This window comes from Pannonibacter carbonis, assembly GCF_003012935.1.
Classification (GTDB): domain Bacteria; phylum Pseudomonadota; class Alphaproteobacteria; order Rhizobiales; family Stappiaceae; genus Pannonibacter; species Pannonibacter carbonis.
Genome location: NZ_PUDR01000014.1, coordinates 53,173 through 71,731, shown reverse-complemented (window position 1 = coordinate 71,731; position 18,559 = coordinate 53,173). Strand labels below are relative to the sequence as shown.

15 protein-coding genes and 1 pseudogene are annotated in these 18,559 nt (G+C 64.0%); 5 read left to right on the top strand and 11 right to left on the bottom strand.

From position 1 onward, the window contains the following. Nucleotides 1–59 precede the first annotated feature (59 nt). The 3 genes from C8348_RS18000 to C8348_RS17990 all read right to left on the bottom strand — a co-directional run bounded on the left by C8348_RS18000 (nt 60) and on the right by C8348_RS17990 (nt 6,947). Nucleotides 60–3,236, bottom strand: coding sequence for an efflux RND transporter permease subunit (locus C8348_RS18000; RefSeq protein WP_106754678.1), 3,177 nt, complete (start codon nt 3,234–3,236; stop codon nt 60–62). Continuing rightward, a complete protein-coding gene (locus C8348_RS17995; protein ID WP_106754677.1) occupies nt 3,233–4,480 on the bottom strand; it encodes an efflux RND transporter periplasmic adaptor subunit in 1,248 nt (415 codons plus the stop codon). Before C8348_RS17995 ends, C8348_RS18000 begins: the two co-directional genes overlap by 4 nt. A 283-nt stretch (nt 4,481–4,763) precedes the next feature. Beyond that, nucleotides 4,764–6,947, bottom strand: coding sequence for a heavy metal translocating P-type ATPase (locus tag C8348_RS17990; RefSeq protein ID WP_482811896.1), 2,184 nt, complete (start codon nt 6,945–6,947; stop codon nt 4,764–4,766). A gap of 75 nt (nt 6,948–7,022) precedes the next feature. Between C8348_RS17990 and C8348_RS22615 the strand changes: the two genes are divergently transcribed. Next, nucleotides 7,023–7,211, top strand: coding sequence for a hypothetical protein (locus C8348_RS22615; protein WP_425270834.1), 189 nt, complete (start codon nt 7,023–7,025; stop codon nt 7,209–7,211). Between the two features lie 144 nt (nt 7,212–7,355). Here the strand turns inward: C8348_RS22615 and C8348_RS22610 are convergent. Together C8348_RS22610 and C8348_RS17985 are read right to left on the bottom strand one after the other, a co-directional pair. Further along, nucleotides 7,356–7,469: pseudogene (locus C8348_RS22610) on the bottom strand (cation transporter); the annotation flags it as partial. A gap of 214 nt (nt 7,470–7,683) precedes the next feature. Beyond that, on the bottom strand, nt 7,684–8,094 hold the full coding sequence (locus C8348_RS17985) for an ArsR/SmtB family transcription factor (protein ID WP_244294051.1): 411 nt from the start codon (nt 8,092–8,094) through the stop codon (nt 7,684–7,686). Nucleotides 8,095–8,344: 250 nt separating this feature from the next. On the opposite strand from C8348_RS17985, the gene C8348_RS17980 reads away from it, so the two are divergent. Together C8348_RS17980 and C8348_RS17975 are read left to right on the top strand one after the other, a co-directional pair. Next, the gene (locus tag C8348_RS17980; RefSeq protein ID WP_425270832.1) at nt 8,345–8,620 is read left to right on the top strand and encodes a glutaredoxin family protein; all 276 of its coding nucleotides are present in this window, start codon (nt 8,345–8,347) and stop codon (nt 8,618–8,620) included. Between the two features lie 11 nt (nt 8,621–8,631). Continuing rightward, entirely contained in the window at nt 8,632–9,651 is a 1,020-nt protein-coding gene (locus tag C8348_RS17975; RefSeq protein ID WP_106754675.1) for a 2Fe-2S iron-sulfur cluster-binding protein, read from the top strand. A gap of 64 nt (nt 9,652–9,715) precedes the next feature. Here the strand turns inward: C8348_RS17975 and C8348_RS17970 are convergent, their stop codons facing one another. The 4 genes from C8348_RS17970 to C8348_RS17955 all read right to left on the bottom strand — a co-directional run bounded on the left by C8348_RS17970 (nt 9,716) and on the right by C8348_RS17955 (nt 12,495). Next, the gene (locus C8348_RS17970) at nt 9,716–10,225 is read right to left on the bottom strand and encodes a CYTH domain-containing protein (RefSeq protein ID WP_106754674.1); all 510 of its coding nucleotides are present in this window, start codon (nt 10,223–10,225) and stop codon (nt 9,716–9,718) included. A gap of 65 nt (nt 10,226–10,290) precedes the next feature. After that, entirely contained in the window at nt 10,291–11,766 is a 1,476-nt protein-coding gene (locus tag C8348_RS17965) for a multicopper oxidase family protein (protein ID WP_106754715.1), read from the bottom strand. A 127-nt stretch (nt 11,767–11,893) separates the two neighbouring features. Next, nucleotides 11,894–12,211: a CopM family metallochaperone gene (copM, locus tag C8348_RS17960; protein ID WP_198647126.1), complete on the bottom strand. Its 318-nt coding sequence runs from the start codon at nt 12,209–12,211 to the stop codon at nt 11,894–11,896. A gap of 89 nt (nt 12,212–12,300) precedes the next feature. Next, nucleotides 12,301–12,495, bottom strand: a complete 195-nt coding sequence (locus C8348_RS17955) for a heavy-metal-associated domain-containing protein (RefSeq protein WP_106754673.1) — start codon at nt 12,493–12,495, stop codon at nt 12,301–12,303. A 160-nt stretch (nt 12,496–12,655) separates the two neighbouring features. Here C8348_RS17955 and C8348_RS17945 point away from each other — a divergent pair, with 160 nt between their 5' ends. Together C8348_RS17945 and cueR are read left to right on the top strand one after the other, a co-directional pair. Next, a complete protein-coding gene (locus C8348_RS17945) occupies nt 12,656–15,397 on the top strand; it encodes a heavy metal translocating P-type ATPase (protein WP_157950458.1) in 2,742 nt (913 codons plus the stop codon). Nucleotides 15,398–15,455: 58 nt separating this feature from the next. Beyond that, on the top strand, nt 15,456–15,905 hold the full coding sequence (cueR, locus tag C8348_RS17940; RefSeq protein ID WP_106754672.1) for a Cu(I)-responsive transcriptional regulator: 450 nt from the start codon (nt 15,456–15,458) through the stop codon (nt 15,903–15,905). A 46-nt stretch (nt 15,906–15,951) separates the two neighbouring features. Here cueR and C8348_RS17935 read toward each other — a convergent pair whose 3' ends face one another. Next, complete coding sequence (locus C8348_RS17935; RefSeq protein ID WP_198647120.1) at nt 15,952–17,280, bottom strand: ATP-grasp domain-containing protein; 1,329 nt, start codon at nt 17,278–17,280, stop codon at nt 15,952–15,954. A 2-nt stretch (nt 17,281–17,282) separates the two neighbouring features. Continuing rightward, a complete protein-coding gene (locus C8348_RS17930; protein ID WP_106754671.1) occupies nt 17,283–18,467 on the bottom strand; it encodes an MFS transporter in 1,185 nt (394 codons plus the stop codon). Nucleotides 18,468–18,559 lie beyond the last annotated feature (92 nt).

Genomic DNA, 18,559 nt, shown 5'->3' with positions numbered 1-18,559 from the left:
TCGCGGTCGATCTGAAACCTCCGGAGCGGCAGACGGCCGCCCCGGCGATGTCACCCCGCTCAGGCGAGCGACTCCCGCACCGGGAGCGCTTCCTTCCTAGCTTCCCGCCTGATCGCCATGCGACGCACCACCACGTAGAAAACCGGGGTCAGGATCAAGCCGAAAAGCGTCACGCCGAGCATGCCGGCGAAGACCGCGATGCCCATGGCGTGGCGCATCTCGGCGCCTGCTCCCGTCGCGATGACGAGCGGCACGACGCCGGCGATGAAGGCGAGCGAGGTCATCAGGATCGGGCGCAGCCGAAGCCTGGCGGCTTCAAGTACGGCCGCGAGAGGATCGGTCCCCTCCTCTTCCTTGGCGCGAGCGAACTCCACGATCAGGATCGCGTTCTTGGCCGCAAGGCCGACGAGCACGACGAAGCCGATCTGCGTGAAGATGTTGTTGTCGCCGCCGGACAGCCACACGCCCGTGATCGCGGAGAGTAGGGCCATCGGAGCGATCAGCAGCACGGCGAAGGGAAGCGACCAGCTATTGTACTGCGCGGCCAGGATCAGGAAGGCTAGCAGGACCGATAGCGGGAAGACGAACAATGCCGTGTTGCCGGCCTGCTTCTCCTGGAACGCAAGATCGGTCCATTCGAAGGCCATTCCCGGAGGCAGCGTTTCCTTGACGATCTTCTCGATCGCCGCGGTCGCCTGCCCGGAGGAATAACCGGGCGCCGGCCCGCCGCTGATGTCCGCGGAGGGGTAGCCGTTGTAGTGCATCACGCGATCAGGGCCCGCGCTTCGCGAGACCTTCAGCAACGCCGAGAGCGGGATCATGTCGCCGGCGGCGTTTCGCACCTTGAGGCGGCCGATATCCTCTGCCTGCATGCGGAACGGCGCATCCGCCTGCACCATGACGCGATAGGTCCGGCCGAAGCGATTGAAGTCGTTCACATACAGCGATCCGAGATTGATCTGCAACGTCTCGAAGATCGTCGACAGCGGCACGCCCTGCGACTTCGCCTTCACACGGTCGATATCGACCTGCGCCTGAGGCGCGTTGACCTGGAAGCTGGCGAGCATGCCCGCAAGTTCCGGCGTCTGCATCGCCTTGGCCATGACGGCGCCCTGCGCCTGGGCGAGTGCCTCGAAGCCGAGACCGCCGCGGTCCTCGATCTGCAGCTTGAAGCCGCCCATCGCGCCCAGACCCGGCACCGGCGGCGGCGGGAACATGCCGATAAAGCCGTCCGGGATCTGGCTGAACCGGCCCATCAAGCGGCCGGCTATCGCCCCCGCCGACAGCGACGGGTCGCGGCGCTGATCGAAGGGCTTGAGCATGGTGAACATCACGGCCGCGTTCGGAATGTTGACCATGCCGTTGATGGACAGGCCGGGAAACGCAACAATGCTCTCGACGCCTGGATCCTCGAGTGCGATCCGGGAGACCTCCTTGACAACCCCCTCGGTCCGGTCGAGCGAGGCTCCCGTCGGAAGCTGGGCGATGCCGACGAGGAAGTACTTGTCCTGCGGCGGCACGAAGCCGCCCGGCACCGTCTGGAAGCCGACCCAGGTCAGGCCGACGAGGCCGCCATAGGCGATCAGAACGATCGCTCCCAGCCGCACCGCACGGCGAACCGACCAGACATAGGCGTTCGAGGCGCTGTCGAAGAAGCGGTTGAACAGGCGGAAGAACCAGCCGAACAGCGCGTCGATCACGCGGGTCAGCCGATCCCGCTTCGCGCCGCCATGGTGCGGCCTGAGCAGTACGCCGGCCAGCGCAGGGGAGAGCGTCAGCGAGTTGATCGCCGACAGCATGGTCGAGATCGCGATGGTGAGCGCGAACTGGCGATAGAACTCGCCCTGCAGTCCCGAGAGGAAGGCCGAGGGAATGAAGACGGCGGCAAGGACCGACGTAATCGCGACGATCGGCCCCGTCACCTCGTCCATCGCCTTGCGGGCGGCCTCCTTTGGCGGCTCGCCGAGCGCGATGTGCCGCTCGACGTTCTCGACCACGACGATGGCGTCGTCGACGACGATGCCGATCGACAGCACGAGACCGAACAGCGAAAGGGTATTCAGCGAGAAGCCCAGTAGATACATCACCGCAAAGGTGCCGACCAAAGAGACGGGCACCGCGACCAGCGGAATGATGGAAGCCCGCCATGTCTGCAGAAAAAGCACGACGACGAAGACGACGAGCACGATCGCCTCGAGCAGCGTCATCACCACGGCCTCGAGCGAGGCCTTCACGAACACGGTCGGGTCGTAGGCGATGCGGTATTCGATGCCCTGCGGGAAGCCTTTCTGCAATTCGTCCATGGTGCCGCGCACGGCCTTGGACACGTCGAGCGCGTTGGCGCCCGGGCTCTGGATGATCTGCATGGCCAGCGCCGGCTCGCCGTTCAAAAGGCTGCGCAGCGCGTAAGAATCCGCCCCGAGCTTGACGCGCGCGACGTCGCGCAGGCGTGTCACCTGGCCGTCGGCGCCGGTCTTGACGACAATCTCTCCGAACTGATCCTCGCCGACCAGTCGGCCGAGCGTGTTGACGGTGACCTGAAACGAGGAGGAGGCATCAGGCTGCTGTCCGACCGATCCGGCGGCAACCTGAACGTTCTGCTCCTGGATCGCCGCGACGACATCGCTTGCCGTGAGACCGCGGGCGGCAACCTTCGCCGGGTCGAGCCAGATCCGCATCGAATACTCGCCTTCACCGCCAAGGATGACGTCGCCGACGCCGGGGAGACGCGCCAACTGGTCGCGGACCTGCAGGATGGCGAAATTGGACAGGTAGAGCGGGTCGTAGCGCTTGTCGGGCGAGACCAGATGCACGACCATCAGCACGTCGGGCGATGTCTTCTGCGTGACAACGCCGATGCGTTGAACCTCCTGGGGAAGCCGCGGCAGCGCGCGTGAGACCCGGTTCTGAACCTGGATCTGCGCCATATCCGGATCGGTGCCTTGCTTGAAGGCGATGGTCAGCGTCATCCGGCCGTCGGTCGCGGCCTGCGAGCCCATGTAGAGCATGTTCTCGACACCGTTGATCGCCTGCTCCAGCGGCGCAGCCACAGTCTCGGCAATGACCTGCGGGTTGGCGCCGGGATAGCTCGCCGTCACCTGCACCGTTGGAGGCGTAACCTGCGGATATTCGCTCAGCGGCAGCTTGAGCAGTGTCAGGCCGCCCGCGATCAGCATGAGCACGGACAGGACGACCGCGAAGATGGGGCGGTCGACGAAAAAGCGCGGAATATTCATCGACCCGCCTCCTGCGCGATGGCGGCCGGCGTTGCGCCGGCGATCATCGATATCACCTGAGGCACCACCTGCATGCCCGGCCGCACGAGCCCCTTGACGATGATCCTGTCGCCGGGTTTGAGGCCGCCTGACACGACGCGCAACCCGTCAACGATTGGTCCAAGTTCGATCGGGCGATACTCGGCCTCGTTCTGCGAGCCGAGGGTCAGGACGTAACGACGACCCTGGTCGATGCCAACGGCCTGATCATCGATGAGCACGGCCTGCGCAGGTTCGGCCGTCACAAGCTTCACCCGTGCGAAGAGGCCCGGCGCGAGACGACCATCGGGATTTTCGACGACGGCTCGAGCCCGGATCGTTCCGGTCGAACGATCGACGCGATTACCGATGAAATCGAGGACACCGGCATGAGGAAAGCCGCTTTCGCTCATCAGGCCGACCTGAACGGGGAGCTTTTGCGTCGCGCTGCCGCTCGCATCCGGCCGGGCATGGGCGATGAAGTCGAGATAGGTCCCCTCGTCTATGTCGAAATAGACATAGAGGGGATCGGTCGACACGATCGTCGTCAGAAGCGTCGCCGCGCCGGCATTGCCGCCGGCGACAAGGTTTCCTTCCGTGACCAGGACGCGATCGACGCGGCCTGCGATCGGCGCGGCGATCCGTGTGAAGGACAGGTCGAGCTCGGCGGAGGCGACGGCGGCCTTGGCCGCTTCGAGCTGCGCCTGGCGCTGACGCTGCATGGCGCGGGCGTCATCGTAGGTCTTGCGCGAGACCGTCCCGTTTGGGGCAAGCGTCTCCGCGCGCTTGAAGTCGACGTCGGCCTGCTCGAGAAGGGCCGTCGCCTGCTGCAGCTGAGCCTTCGTCACATCGAGCGCGACCTGATAGGGCCTGGGGTCGATCTGGAAGAGAAGTTGACCCTTGCGGACGAGGCCGCCTTCCGGAACGCTGACCGCATCGATGGTTCCGCCGACACGCGAGCGCAGCTCGACCGTGCTGATCGCTTCGAAGTGCCCCGTGAATTCCGCCGACGGCGCGATCTGGCGCGTCACCACCTCCGCAACCGGCACCTGCGGAGCCGGCATGCCGCCGGGTTGAGCGGCTACGGCTTGCGAAGCGGCGGTCGATGACAGCAAGGCAAGCAGACGGCCAGCATGAAGTTCGACATCATCCCGATGGATGAAAGCCAGGGTGGCACCGGCCATAGCGACACCGGCAAGGATTAATCTGGAGGACTTCTTTCCCATTCTCGTTCACCTTCATTCGGGCGCGCCCCAAGCCATCGGGAGGCAGCGGCAATTCGTCGTGACGAAGGTGGGGCTTCCAACGATGGGAGGGTCAAGGCCTCGAGGACGATTATTTCCGAGGCAAGCCTTTTACGGACGACCGCCAATATTGTTGCGATCGACGCGTGATTTACTTCGTCGATTTACTTAAGTTCATTGCACTCTTGTCTGACCCATCGCTGCGGTGCGGGTCGGATAAGATGCCCTGGAGCCACCGATTGCTTGGCGGCTCCAGGGGCATGCCTCACCTTCCTTGCAGAGCCGGTACTGGACGTGAGGGCAGACCTTCATCGCGATCGCTATCCGCGGCTTTCGCGCCTTTGAAGCGCAGCAGGCGCAACGCATTCAATGTGACGATGGCGGTCGCGCCGGTGTCGGCCAATACCGCCACCCAGAGGCCGGTGATACCGAGCACGCTGGTGACGAGGAACAGCCCCTTGAGCGAAAGCGCGAAGATGACGTTCTGGTGGATGTTGGCCATGGTGGCGCGAGACAAGGCGACCAGGTGGGCGACATCGGTGACACGGCTCTTGAGGAGGGCGGCATCCGCGGTTTCGATCGCCACATCCGTGCCACCGCCCATGGCGATGCCGACATCGGCCGCCGCCAGCGCCGGCGCGTCGTTGATGCCATCGCCGATCATGGCGACTCTGGTCTTCGCCTTCATCTCGTTGACGAGAGCCAGCTTGTCCTGCGGCAGCAGTTCGGCGCGCCACTCGATGCCAAGGCCATTGGCAATCGCCTGGGCGGTACGCTGGTTGTCGCCGGTGAGCATCACCGACCGCACGCCCATTGCCTTGAGCTGCGCGACGCCTTCACGGGCATCGCGACGCGGCTCGTCGCGCAGCGCAAGCAATCCGAGGACCTGCTTCGACTGCTCGTCGAAAAGGACCGCAACCGTGTTGCCGAGGCTCTCGAGCTTCTCGATCGCCTTGCGCTCCAGTCCGCCGAGCGAGGCGACCTGGGCAGTATGAGCCGGAGAGCCGACCGCGAGCCGACGGCCGTCGACCGTCGCGTGCACGGCCTTGCCGGGGGTGGCCGAAGCGTCGAGCGCTGCCGGGATGGCGATGCCGGTATCCTCGGCGCGACTGACGATTGCCTTGGCAAGCGGATGGTTCGAGCCTGCTTCGACAGCGGCGGCGAGCGAAATGACTTCCTGCTCGCTCTTCGCGCCGATGGCCAGGACCTCGGTAACCCGCGGCTTGCCTTCGGTCAGCGTGCCGGTCTTGTCGAAGGCGATGGCCCGCACCTTGCCGATCGTCTCAAGCGCGTTGCCGCCCTTGATGAGCAGCCCTCGGCGAGTGCCGACGGCCAGGCCCGACGCGATAGCCGCGGGCGTGGACAGGACCAGCGCGCACGGGCAGGCGATCAGCAGCAGCGCGAGGCCGCGGTAGAGCCAAATGCCCCACTCGGCGCCCATCGCCAGCGGCGGGACCGTGATGATCAGGGCGGCGATCAGCATGACGGCAGGGGTGTAGTAGCGGCTGAATTTCTCGATGAAGCGGGCAGTCGGCGCTTTCGAGGACTGGGCCTGCTCCACGAGCTGGATGATGCGCGAAATCGTGTTGTCAGCCGCTGCCTTCTCGACGCGAACCTGCAGCACGCCGTCGACATTGATCGAACCGGCGAACACATTCTCGCCCTTCGACTTCGGCCGCGGCACGGATTCGCCGGTGACCGGGGATTCGTCGAGGCTGGAGGTGCCAAGCACGATCTCGCCGTCCGCCGGCACTCGGTCGCCGGGACGAATCAGGACAAGGTCGTTGACGCGCAGCGCCGCGGCCTGCACCTCGCGCTGCCCGCCGTTTGGATCGAGCAGCACAGCCGTCTTGGGGACGAGGGAAGCGAGCGCCCTAATGCCGGCCCTTGCCCGGCCAGCGGCCACGCTTTCGAGCAGCTCGCCGACTGCGAACAGGAAGACGACAGCCGCCGCCTCTTCCGCCTCGCCGATCACGAGCGCACCAAGGGCCGCGACGACCATCAGCGTCTCGATCGAGAACGGCGATCCCGACATCGCCAGGGCGAAAGCCTTGCGAGCGAACGGGATCACGCCGGCGACGACAGCTGCGGCGAAGATCCATTCGGCATAGAGCGGGAAGAACTGAGCGACGCCATAGGCCGATCCCATCAGCAGACCAAGGCCGACGACGTGCCTGCCCTTGCGGGTCTGCCACCAACGCTGGTTGCGAATGGCTGGCGCGACCGGCGGCTCGACCGGCGCGCCGATCGCCTCAGAGGGCTGGCGCACGTCCGACACGCCGAAGCCGAGACTCTTGATTGTCTTCTCGATGTCGCGAAGCTGGGTGCTCGACCCCGAAGCCAGATTGAGCTCGAGGGTCTCGGTCGTGAAGTTGACGCGCACGTCGGAAACGCCGGGCGTGCGGGCAAGAGCGGTCTCGATCTTGCCGACACAGCTGGCGCAATCCATCCCCTCGACCCGCATGGCAACGTTGGGCGGCGCCGAAGGCGCCGCCCGGCGCACTGCGACGGGAGCCGCATGGTCGTGGCCGTCGCAACTTCCGTGATCATGGCCATGATCGTGGCCCGCTTGCGCATGACTATGGTCATGCCCGTGGTGGCCGCCGCAGGAGGCGCCGTGCCCGTGATCGTCATGGGCGCCGTGGTCATGCGAATGGGCGTGACCGCTGCCGCCATGGTCATCATGCTGATGGTCGTGATGGTGATCGCCTGAGCATCCTCCATGATGACCGTGCTGGTCATGAGCGGCTGCTCGCGGGAGCGGCTCGGAAGGGAGAGCGCCAGCGGGCAGCTCCGTCACGTCGAAACCGAGCGAGCGAATCTTCTTCGCAATGTCCTTGGCTGTCGTCTTGCTCGAGGCATCGCGCGCGAGCGTCAGTGTCTCGGTGGTGAAGTTGACGCTGACATCCGAAATGCCGCCCAGCCGGCCGAGTGCGGTCTCGATCTTGCCGACGCAGCTGGCGCAATCCATGCCGTCGACCCGAAATCCGAGCCGTTCGCCGGCGGCTGAACCGATTAGTGCTGTTGTCATTGAGTGGTCCTTTCAACCGGCGCGGCGGGCACGCTCGCCCTTGGTGCCTTGCATGGCGTTGAAAGGATCAATAACACACTTGAACAGCTATTCAAGTGTTAGTTGTGACTGAAGGCGTCTCTCCGTTTCGCGGCTTCGCCGCCGTGAAATCGAGCTATTCCTCGCCTTGATCCTCCGAGATATGGATCGCCATGTCCTGCAGAACCTGGCTCACATGCTGATCGGCGATTTCGTAGAAGATCTGCTTGGCGTGGCGCACGCCCTTGACGAGTCGAGCTCCGCGCAAGAGCCGCAAATGGTGGCTGACCAGAGAGAGCGACAGATCCAACCGTTCCGCGATGTCACCGACGGAAATCGGGCCCGGCGTGCAGCTCAAGAGGATCTTGAGACGCGACGGATCCCCCAGCAAGCGGAAGGTCTCCGCCAGGATGGTGATCTCGTTCTGCGACAATGAAGATTGATCAACGGGCGCCGCACCATGCACATGGTCGGCATGATGCTGTTCTGTGACGGCGTTTTCTTTGGTCGTGCGTGAATTCATTTCGTAACTGGCCTGTTCGGGCATGCGCATTCGTCATCTGGGACGACTTTGCGCGAAGCCCCCTGATATCTGCCTGCAATCTACCGAAAGAACCCACAATCACAATGCGGAGGCGGCGTTTTGCGCTGTCGTCGCCGCAGTGTGCGTGTTCTGCATTCCCCCTTGACCCTCCAACCGTTGGAAACCCCATCTTCCCGTTCCGAGAGGAGCCCGCACGCGTGCTCCGCCTGATCGGGAGGCTGAATCGGCCTCTTCGACGCTCGACAAAGCAAGAATGGAGAAGACCGTGACCCAAGCCGGCACGCCCCGCGTCCTCATATACACCACCCCGACCTGCCCTGATTGCCATGCACTCAAGCGCTGGCTTGGCGAACAGGAGATCGCATTCGAAGAACGGGACTTGACGCGCCCGGAGATCGCCGACGAAGCGAAGGCGCGGACCGGAGTTCGCGTGGCCCCCATCAGCATTATCGGTTCCGACATCTTCTACGGCACCTTCCAAAGCCAGAAGCCGGGCCTGGTCAGGGCGCTTGGCCTCTCGAACGGATGATGAGGCCGACCATGGCGAACAAGCTCGTCGAAATCCGTCAACGGCGTATCAGCATGGCAGTCGAGGAGGGGCAGACCATCCTCGACGCCGCATTGCTGGCCGGTATCCCCTATCCGCATGGTTGTAAGTCCGGACGTTGCGGCTCCTGCAAGTCCCGGCTGATCGAAGGCGAAGTCGACCTCCTCCAGCATTCGCGCTTTGCCTTGAGCGAGGACGAGAAGTCCGCCGGCCTGATCCTGGCATGCCGGGCGGTTCCGCGGACAGATGCGACCGTCGCGTGGCTCGGCAGCGATGATGACGATGCGCTGCCGCCAGCCCGGAGCCTGGACGCCACCGTCACACATCTCGATGACCTTACCCACGACATCAAGCTGGTGCGGATCGCGCCGTTTGACGGCGCGCCGCTGCTGTTCACGGCCGGACAATATGCGCAGGTCGGTTTTGATGGCGCCCCGGCGCGCAGCTACTCGATGGCCAACCGACACGGCGACACCGAACTCGAATTCCATATCCGCCGCGTGCCCGGTGGGGCGACCTCCGGCCATGTCCACACGGCCCTCCAGGTTGGCGACAGCGTGACGATCCAGTTTCCGCTCGGATCGTCCTATCTGCGGCAGCACCACGTCGGACCGCTTCTGTGCGTCGCCGGCGGTTCAGGATTGGCGCCGATCAAGTCGATCGTCGAAACTGCGCTGGCGCACGGCATGAAGCAGCCCGTCCACCTCTATGTCGGCGCGCGGGCCGAGCGCGACCTTTACCTGGTCGAGCATTTCGAGGGCCTTGCAAGACGGCATCCGAATCTGACGTTCACGCCGGTCCTGTCGGAGCAATCCGCCGAGCGGTATCGCTCCGGCCTGGTGATGCAGGCCGTGATCGAGGATTTTTCGGACTTCGATGGCTGGAAAGCCTATGTCGCCGGGCCGCCGGCCATGGTCGATGCCGCGATGGAAGCGACCTTCGCTCGGGGCTTACGCCAGATGGACATGCATGCCGACGTGTTCTTTACCGCCGCACCCGCCGATGCCTTGTGACCGTAGTCCGGAGAGGCATGTCAAGCGTTCTGGCAGACGCGCGGCGGGCACCCATATGTTGGCGCTACTTGTCTGAGTTCCGCTTTCTCGCCCAACGCGCCGCATCGGCGTGTTTCTTCTTCCGGGCTTTGACCAGGTTTATTTTGCGGTACTTTTCGACGCCAGTGACCTCTCTCGCCACCCATGACGGCAGGATCAGTCTCGTATCCTCGTGGGGGAGTTCCACCTCCGCGAGGATCACGCCATCCAGCAGGCCGTGATATTCGTCAATGGTCCACTCCAGCTCCGCGACCTGGAGATGGTGGCGCGTCTTCTCGACGACCTCGCCCTTGCAGTGCTTTTCCAGCAGAATCAGCCCGTCCGATTGCGGGATGTCGTACTCGAACTCGTCGCGCGCCAGGCCTTTGCGAGGCCCTTTGACGGTCAAGGTCGCCTTCTGCCCATAGAAGCGGATTCTGATCTTTCGACCGTCGTAGAAGGCGAGGATACCGTCCCTGATGCGGACGGAACGCGATACGAGGGCGCGCCAGGTGTCATCCGCAAGGAGAAACTTGCGCTCGATCTCGATATTCATCGTAGGTTTTCGTCCCTTGTGGGAAGAGCGGCGACAACGCCGTGTTTGGGCGTTGTCGCTATCGCTCAGGCCGAGACACGGAACTCCGTCATCATGCCCGTCTGCAGATGCGGCATGTGGTGGCAGTGAAGCATCCAGCGCGCCGCCTCCCCTGCATCGAGGGCGACAGTGACCATCCCCATCGGCGGCACGTAGACGGTGTCGCGCCGTGCGCCATCGATCCGCTTGCCGTTGACCTCGACGACCTGAAAGACATGGCCGTGCAGGTGCATTGGATGGCCCATCATAGACATGTTGTGGAACATGATCTCGACGCGCTCACCACTCTTGGCGACGACAGGCTTGTGGTCACCCCAGATCTTGCCGTCGATGGTCCAGAGATAGGGCTGCATCGATCCGCCCAGCATAACCATGTGGCTTCGCTGGACGTCGCGCGCTGGAATGCTGGCGGCCGCACGCAGCTTCGCCTCCTGGGACAAATCGACGTCGAAGGCCGGAGCATCGGCCTCGCCGAGCGCCGGGATCTTCTCGACTTTCCCCCCCGCCGTTGCGATGACAAGACCCGTGCGCTCCTTTGCGCCTTCACGCAGGGCAAGCACGGGCCAAGCGCCTTCGCCGGGGAGCGAGAGCTCGATGTCGAGCCGCTGGCCCATGGCGATGCCAAAACGACTGCCGTCGAGATCCTGCACGGCGTGGCCGTCAACCGCGACCAGCTTTCCCGGAAGGGTTCCCGTGTCGACCCAGAACACGGTCGCCGACGCGGCGTTGATCACCCGCAGGAGCACGCGGCCGCCCTTTTCCACGCGAACGACGTCCGGATCGGAAAGCGTGCGGTCATTGGTCAGGTAGGCGTCCCAATCATAGTCGTTAAGATCCATGGCCATGCCCTGCATCGAGGACATGTCCATCTTCATTCCGCCCATGGACGACCCGCCCATCTTCATGCCGGAGTGATCCATGGACGGAGCTGGCGCCGCTCCCATCTTGCTCATGTCGTGTCCGCCGCCATGGCCGCCGGTGATCGCGGCCATGACCTCTTCGGGCGACTTGAACGAGAAGTCGTGCAGGAACATCACGACCTCCTGCCGGTCGGCCTTGAGATCGCCGGGGCTACGCACGATCAGAGGCGCCGCGAGCTGCCGCATCTCCTGCAAGGGGATGTGGGCGTGCATCCAATAGGTGCCCGGCGCAGGCTCGAAGTCGTAGCTCCGCTGTTCGCCGGGTTTGAGCATCGGCCTGGGAAGATCGGGGACGCCGTCCTGGTCGTTCGGGGGGATTTGCCCGTGCCAGTGGATCAGGGTCGGGACATCTAGCCCATTCGTCAGATCGACACGAAAGCGCTGGCCGGGATCGAGAACGAGACCCTGTCCCTTCGGCCCCTCGAGGCCGAAAACAGTGGCGGCGCGCCCGTCGACGTCGATCACGCGCGTCGCCGCCCGAAGCGGCGTGGCGCTCTGCGCGAAGGCAATACGCGGAAGTGCGGCGGCCGTCAGGGCGGCGCTGCCCGCGGCAAGAAAGCTGCGTCGTGAAATGGAAATCATGGCTATCTCCTTGGAGCTGTCGTTTCCGATGGTTGAATTCCGCGAGCCGCCGGCATCGCGGATACCAGGGCGGAATGGACGGCTCGTCGAAAGGGTGAAGAGGATCGGCCCCTCCACCCATCCGTTCCTACTTGCCGCGCGCGGCGAGCCACTTCTTCATCATGGCGATCTCACCCTCCTGGGCCTTGATCACCTCTTCCGCGAGCTTCTTGACCTCGGGGTCCTTGCCGTACTGGAGCGCGACCTTGGCCATGTCGATCGCGCCCTGATGGTGCGGGATCATGCCGCGCATGAAATCGACATCCGCATCGCCGGTGTATTCGACCGTCATGCCTTTCATCATCGAGTCCATGGCAGCCATATACGCCTTGGTCGAAGGACTGTCGGAGCTCGACATGCTCATGCCGGGCATATTGTGACCGGCCATCGGATCGTTCTTGTTCATCTGGCTCTGTGCCAAGGCAAGGCCTGCGCTGACGGCGATGGCGCCGGCGATGAAGATTGGGGTGAGTTTGTTCATCATTCCGCTCCCGATCAGTTGCTCGCCGCCGGATAGCCCGCCTCTTCGAGAACCTGTCGCAGGGCAGCCTGCGAGGCGCTGGTCTCGACCTTGACGGTACGAGCGGCCGGGTTGGTTTCGATCTTGGCGGTGGCGTCGAGCGACTGAATCGCCTTCGTCACCGATTTGGCGCAGCCGCCGCAGGTCATGTTTTCGATTTTCAGTTCCACAACTGATCTCCTTTGGTTTGCTCTCGTGGAACCGAACGTGGGGCTTCCAACCATGGTAAGGTCAAGGGACATCTTTCGAAAAATCAGCTATTGACCTTCCCATGGTTGGAAGCCCCATCTTCCTCGCGAACTCGAATTCGAAACGAGAAAGGAGGCGGCCATGAATGCCCCCGTTCGTACAATTGATCTGTCTACATCGATATCCCTTCCCATCGAGGGGATGACCTGCGCGTCCTGCGTTGGGCGCGTTGAAAAGGCCCTGAAAGCCATTCCCGGCGTGAGCGACGCCGTCGTTAATCTCGCGACCGAGAAGGCGCGCATCACCGCGGATGCGTCCGTGGACCGCGCCGCGCTCGTCAAGGCTGTGGAGAAGGCGGGCTATGAGGTTCCAGCGAGCTTCCTGGCTGCGCCGGCGACCACCACCCCCGCCTCCCGCCCGGTCGAGATCGCCATCGAGGGTATGACCTGTGCCTCCTGCGTGGGCCGTGTCGAGCGTGCGCTGAAGGCTGTTGCCGGAGTGACCGAAGCGACCGTCAACCTCGCGACCGAGAAGGCCACGATCAAGGGCTCGGCGGACAGCGCTGCGCTGGTCGCGGCGATCGAGGCGTCGGGCTATGAGGCGAAGCTGATCAATTCCCCCATCGCGGAGCGTTCCGTCGACCTGGCGATCGAAGGCATGACCTGCGCGTCCTGCGTCGGCCGTGTCGAGCGCGCGCTGAAGGAAGTGCCCGGCGTGACCCAGGCCATCGTCAACCTCGCGACCGAGAAAGCGACGATCCGCGGGAGTGCGGAAAGTGCGGCGCTGATCGCGGCGATCGCAAATGCTGGCTACGAAGCGAAGCTTCTGTCCGATGCCGGGTCGATGGCCAATCAGGCCGTGACGGACGATCGCACCGAGAAGAAGGAGGCCGAGCGCCGCGAGCTCACCCGCGCCTTCACGCTTGCCGCGGTTCTGACTGCTCCGGTCTTCCTGCTGGAGATGGGCTCACACCTCATTCCCGGCGTGCACGCCATGATCGAGTCCACGATTGGCATGCAGAACAGCTGGTACGTCCAGTTCGCGCTGACGACGCTCGTCCTGTTCGTCCCCGGCATCCGCTTCTATGATAAAGGATTGCCGGCGCTCTGGCGCCTGGCGCCGGACATGAACTCGCTAGTCGCTGTCGGCTCGCTCGCAGCGTACGGCTTCTCGCTGGTCGCGACCTTTGCGCCTGGTTTCCTGCCCGCTGGCACGGTCAACGTCTATTTCGAGGCGGCGGCCGTCATCGTGACGCTGATCCTGCTCGGCCGCCTGCTCGAGGCGCGCGCCAAGGGCCGGACCTCCGAGGCGATCAAGCGCCTCGTGGGTCTCCAGGCCAAGACCGCCCGTGTTCGCCGAGACGGCGGAACCGTCGATCTGCCGATCGCAGCGGTCGTTTCGGGCGACATCGTCGAGGTCCGCCCCGGCGAACGCGTCCCGGTCGATGGTGAAGTCGTCGAGGGCGAGAGCTATGTCGACGAGTCGATGATCACCGGCGAGCCGATCCCTGTGTCGAAGAAGGACGGCAGCGAGGTCGTCGGCGGTACGGTCAATCAGAAGGGCGCCTTCGCGTTCCGGGCGACGGCGGTCGGCGGCAACACCGTGCTGTCGCAGATCATTCGCATGGTCGAGGAAGCGCAGGGTTCGAAGCTGCCGATCCAGGCCCTGGTCGACAAGGTGACCATGTGGTTCGTCCCGACGGTCTTCGCTGTGGCGGCCCTCACCTTCGCGGCATGGCTCTATTTCGGCCCGTCGCCGGCGCTGACCTTCGCGCTGGTGAATGCGGTTGCCGTGCTGATCATCGCCTGCCCCTGCGCCATGGGTCTGGCCACGCCGACCTCGATCATGGTCGGAACCGGGCGGGGCGCGGAACTGGGTGTGCTCTTCCGCAAGGGCGAGGCGCTCCAGCTCCTGAAGGACGCCAAGGTCGTCGCCGTCGACAAGACGGGCACGCTGACGGAAGGCAAGCCCGCGCTGACCGATCTCGAGCTGGCCATCGGCTTCGACCGGTCGCAGGTTCTGGCGCTGGTGGCCGCCGTCGAGGCCAAGTCGGAACATCCGATCGCCCGCGCCATCGTCGATGCCGCGATCGCTGAAGACACCGCAATGCCGGCCGTCTCGGACTTCGAGTCGGTCACCGGGCTCGGCGTGAAGGCTACTGTAGACGGCAAGCGCGTCGAGATCGGCGCCGACCGCTACATGGTTCAACTCGGCTATGATGTGGGAGGCTTCGCCAAGGTCGCCGAACGGTTGGGCAACGAGGGCAAGTCGCCGCTCTATGCCGCGATCGACGGCAAGCTGGCAGCGATCATCGCCGTAGCCGACCCGATCAAGGCGACGACGCCGGCCGCGATCAAGGCCATGCATGATCTCGGTCTGAAGGTGGCGATGATCACCGGCGACAATGCCCGCACGGCCAAGGCCATCGCGGCGAAGCTGGGGATCGACGAAGTGGTGGCCGAAGTCCTGCCGGACGGCAAGGTCGAGGCGGTTCGCCGGCTCAAGGGCCAGTACGGCAAGGTTGCCTTCGTCGGCGACGGCATCAACGACGCCCCGGCGCTGGCCGAAGCTGATGTCGGCCTCGCCATCGGCACTGGCACGGACATCGCCATCGAGGCGGCGGACGTGGTGCTGATGTCGGGCAGCCTGCAGGGCGTGCCGAATGCGATCGCGCTGTCGAAGGCGACGATCGGCAACATCCGGCAGAACCTGTTCTGGGCCTTCGCCTATAACACGGCTCTGATCCCGGTTGCAGCAGGCCTGCTCTACCCGGCCTACGGCATCCTGCTCTCGCCGGTCTTCGCGGCAGGCGCGATGGCGCTGTCCAGCGTCTTCGTCCTCGGCAACGCCTTGCGGCTGCGCCGGTTCAAGGTCGCCAACTGACACCAACAGACAGCCGGTCCTGTGAGGACCGGCTGTTTCAACATAGGGAGAAACGCAGATGAATATCGGACAAGCGTCGAAAGCCTCTGGCGTCTCGGCCAAGATGATCCGCTACTACGAGCAGACGGGCCTGATCCCCAAGGCCGATCGGAAGGATTCCGGCTATCGCGACTATTCCGACACGGATGTCCACATGCTGCGCTTCATCCGCCGGTCGCGAGATCTCGGCTTTTCCGTCGCAGAGATCAGCGACCTGCTGGGCCTCTGGCGCGACGAAACCCGCCAAAGCGCCGAGGTCAAGCGGCTGGCTCAGGGCCACATCGCGGAGTTGGAGAGCAAGATCAAAGGTCTTCAGGACATGGCCAAAACGCTGACCATGCTCGTCAATTCCTGCCAGGGCGATCACCGCCCGCATTGCCCGATCTTGCAGCGCCTCGAAAGCGATCAGGAGGGCGAAGATCTCTCGATCCAGCCCCGCAGCGGAGCAATCGCCCGGGTCGTTCAATAACGCAGATGACGCCCGGGAAAAGAGTAGCGTGTCCAACCGCCAAGATTCAGGCGCAACTGCTACCGTCCGGCAGGCAGTCATGAAGGGTGCCAAAGCTCTCCGGCTTGGCCCACGCGACAGGGGCAAAGCCGCCGCCGGGCGTGCGGAAGTTCGTCGTCTGCCCCTGATAGAGTCTGGCCGCCACGAGTTGTACGGCCCCGTCATAGGCATAGTTGCGGAAATCGACCTTCATGATTTCGCGGCGACCGTCGACGACCACGGTCCGGTTGCTCGGCGGGACCAGTTCCTGGGCAATGTAGTCGCCTTCCAGAATGCTTTGCCAGACGCGGCGCGTGACCTTGTCGCCACGATAGGTGGCTCTCCCGCCGAAACCCGCGACCGGCTTGAAGAACAGCTTGTCGCGGCGCGCCCAAAGATCGTCCGCCTTCTCCAGCGAAACGAACTCGGTTGCTGCAATACCCTCGCGAAGAAGCGCGCTCCGCTCCACATCCACACCCCAGTCCCGAAGCGTTGGGGCGTCGGTGAGACGGACCAGGTTCCTCTTGTCGGCGAACACGGCATGAGCCCACGGGTTCGGCGTCACCACGACATCGCCTGCGAGATAGGCTGAGCGAAGCGCCGCGCTTGCGGGTTCGTCGAAAGCGAAGTCCGTCAGCCGATTGTAGACCAGGTCGATCGGCACCGTGCCGCTCCACAGCCGACCGTCGCGATAATCAAGCGATTCCGGTGCGGTGATGACGGCCGTGATGCCGTGGCGCTCGAACAGACTCCGGAACAGCACGAATTCGGGATAAAGGTATTGGGCCTGCGGTTCGGCGTCCACGATGGCGATCGTCGATAGATCCCTGTCCAGCTTTTGCCTCCGCCATTCGCTGCGAAAACCGGCAAGGAACACCTCCTCGATCTCTCCCGTAACGGAGGATTCTGGAAAAATGCGGTCGATGGCGTCGCAGCACGCTTTCTGGGCGCGAGCCACGAGCGCATTCACGAGCCCCCCTCCTGCATTGGTGTTGATCTCGATGAGCTTGGGGCCGCCCGGCCCGAGATGAAAATCATAGCTCATGAAAATCCCGATCGGCCCAGGCTCGAACCGGGCGATCTGAGGAGCCGCTTCGAGTACGGCCTTGCGGTAACCTTCGCATTTTGCGACGGCGTCAATCGTCACGATGAGGCGCGCCATTGTTTCCATATGCTCGGGCGCTATGAACACCGTCTGGTTGGAGACCAGCGTAGGCCGCAGTTCCGACAAAGGCCGCTCCTGCAGCACCTTGCCGGTTTCCCGCTCGAATGCCTGTTCCAGAGCGGCCCGGTCCAGCGTGAGGCAGACACAATCTGCATTCATATCCCGAGAAGTCGCGTCACCGCCCATATCCATATCTACCTCGCGCCCCCGCGCCCTGCCTGCAGAAGTAACGGAACGAGGATCACGGCGACTGCCGGAAACAACAACCAGTTGATTGTCTCCCAGCCCCAGCTGTGAAGCACGCTTCCTGCCAGAAACGAGACGACCGCCGTGACGCCGAATACCATGAAATCGTTGAACCCTTGGGCTTTCGCGCGCTCGCCTGACGTATGACATTCGGTGACCATCGCGGTCGCGCCGATGAAGCTGAAGTTCCAGCCTATCCCCAGGAGAGCGAGCGAGAACCAGAAACTGAGAAGGCCTGGTCCGGCAAGCGCGACGATTCCCGAGAGCGCGATCAGCACCAGTCCCGCGGCCGATACGCGCTCCTTGCCGAACCTCGCGATCAGCCGACCGGTGACGAAGCTTGGGCCGAACATCGCCAGGAGATGCCACTGGATGCCGAGCGCGGCATCATCCACGGAAAGGCCGTGTCCGACCATTGCGATCGGAGCGGCGGTCATGACGAAAGCCATCAAGCCGTAGGATGCGACGCCGGTCGCGACCGCGAGGAGATATCTGGGCATCGCCAGGATCTGGAGCAGTGACCTGCCTGAGTTCTCGGACGCGGCCTCTCCGCCAGATGCGGAGGCGCGCAGCATGAGCAGTACCGGGACCGACAACAGTGCCAGCGCGGCCTGACTGAGGAAACTTCCGGCATAGGGTGTCTGAGTGACGGCATCGCGTGTCCAGATCACCAATTGCGGCCCGACAACGGCTGCGATCAGGCCACCGACCATCACCCAGGAAATCGCGCGCGCCTTCAAGGCGCCCTCTGCTGCGTCGGCCGCCGCAAAACGGTAGCTCTGGATGTAGGACCCGTAGAGCCCCGCTGTGAAACTACCGATGCAGAAGATCGCGAACGACGTCAGGAAGATGCCGAAAGCGGCGATCAGGCCCGCCGCAACGCCGACCGCCGCGGCGAAGACGTAAGCGTTGCGCCGCCCCCAGGCGCGCATAAGGAGAGCGGCGGGTAGCGTGCCGAGGGCAAGTCCCACCCCGAAAAGGCTGACGGGTAGCGTCACCCAAGCGGGATTGCCTGAGAGTTGTTGGCCGACCAGCCCACCGAGCGACATGACGATTGGCGCACTCGATCCCCCGAGCGCCTGCGCGGTAGTCAAAACGGCAATGTTGCGTCGCGCGCCTGATTGATCCGTCATCTCGCTCCTCAGATCGAACCTCCTTGGTCAGAAAGCCAATATCCTTCGGGAACCGAAGGCTCCGTTAAGGCTTATATACCCTGACAGGGTAT

What these genes read in the sequence shown, in the direction of transcription:
- C8348_RS18000 (WP_106754678.1), bottom strand. Translation starts at nt 3,236, where the DNA reads ATGAATATTCCGCGCTTTTTCGTCGACCGCCCCATCTTCGCGGTCGTC.
- C8348_RS17995 (WP_106754677.1), bottom strand. Translation starts at nt 4,480, where the DNA reads ATGGGAAAGAAGTCCTCCAGATTAATCCTTGCCGGTGTCGCTATGGCC.
- C8348_RS17990 (WP_482811896.1), bottom strand. Translation starts at nt 6,947, where the DNA reads ATGGATTGCGCCAGCTGTGTCGGCAAGATCGAGACCGCTCTTGCCCGC.
- C8348_RS17985 (WP_244294051.1), bottom strand. Translation starts at nt 8,094, where the DNA reads ATGCCCGAACAGGCCAGTTACGAAATGAATTCACGCACGACCAAAGAA.
- C8348_RS17980 (WP_425270832.1), top strand. Translation starts at nt 8,345, where the DNA reads ATGGAGAAGACCGTGACCCAAGCCGGCACGCCCCGCGTCCTCATATAC.
- C8348_RS17975 (WP_106754675.1), top strand. Translation starts at nt 8,632, where the DNA reads ATGGCGAACAAGCTCGTCGAAATCCGTCAACGGCGTATCAGCATGGCA.
- C8348_RS17970 (WP_106754674.1), bottom strand. Translation starts at nt 10,225, where the DNA reads ATGAATATCGAGATCGAGCGCAAGTTTCTCCTTGCGGATGACACCTGG.
- C8348_RS17965 (WP_106754715.1), bottom strand. Translation starts at nt 11,766, where the DNA reads ATGATTTCCATTTCACGACGCAGCTTTCTTGCCGCGGGCAGCGCCGCC.
- copM (WP_198647126.1), bottom strand. Translation starts at nt 12,211, where the DNA reads ATGAACAAGAACGATCCGATGGCCGGTCACAATATGCCCGGCATGAGC.
- C8348_RS17945 (WP_157950458.1), top strand. Translation starts at nt 12,656, where the DNA reads ATGAATGCCCCCGTTCGTACAATTGATCTGTCTACATCGATATCCCTT.
- cueR (WP_106754672.1), top strand. Translation starts at nt 15,456, where the DNA reads ATGAATATCGGACAAGCGTCGAAAGCCTCTGGCGTCTCGGCCAAGATG.
- C8348_RS17935 (WP_198647120.1), bottom strand. Translation starts at nt 17,280, where the DNA reads ATGGATATGGGCGGTGACGCGACTTCTCGGGATATGAATGCAGATTGT.
- C8348_RS17930 (WP_106754671.1), bottom strand. Translation starts at nt 18,467, where the DNA reads ATGACGGATCAATCAGGCGCGCGACGCAACATTGCCGTTTTGACTACC.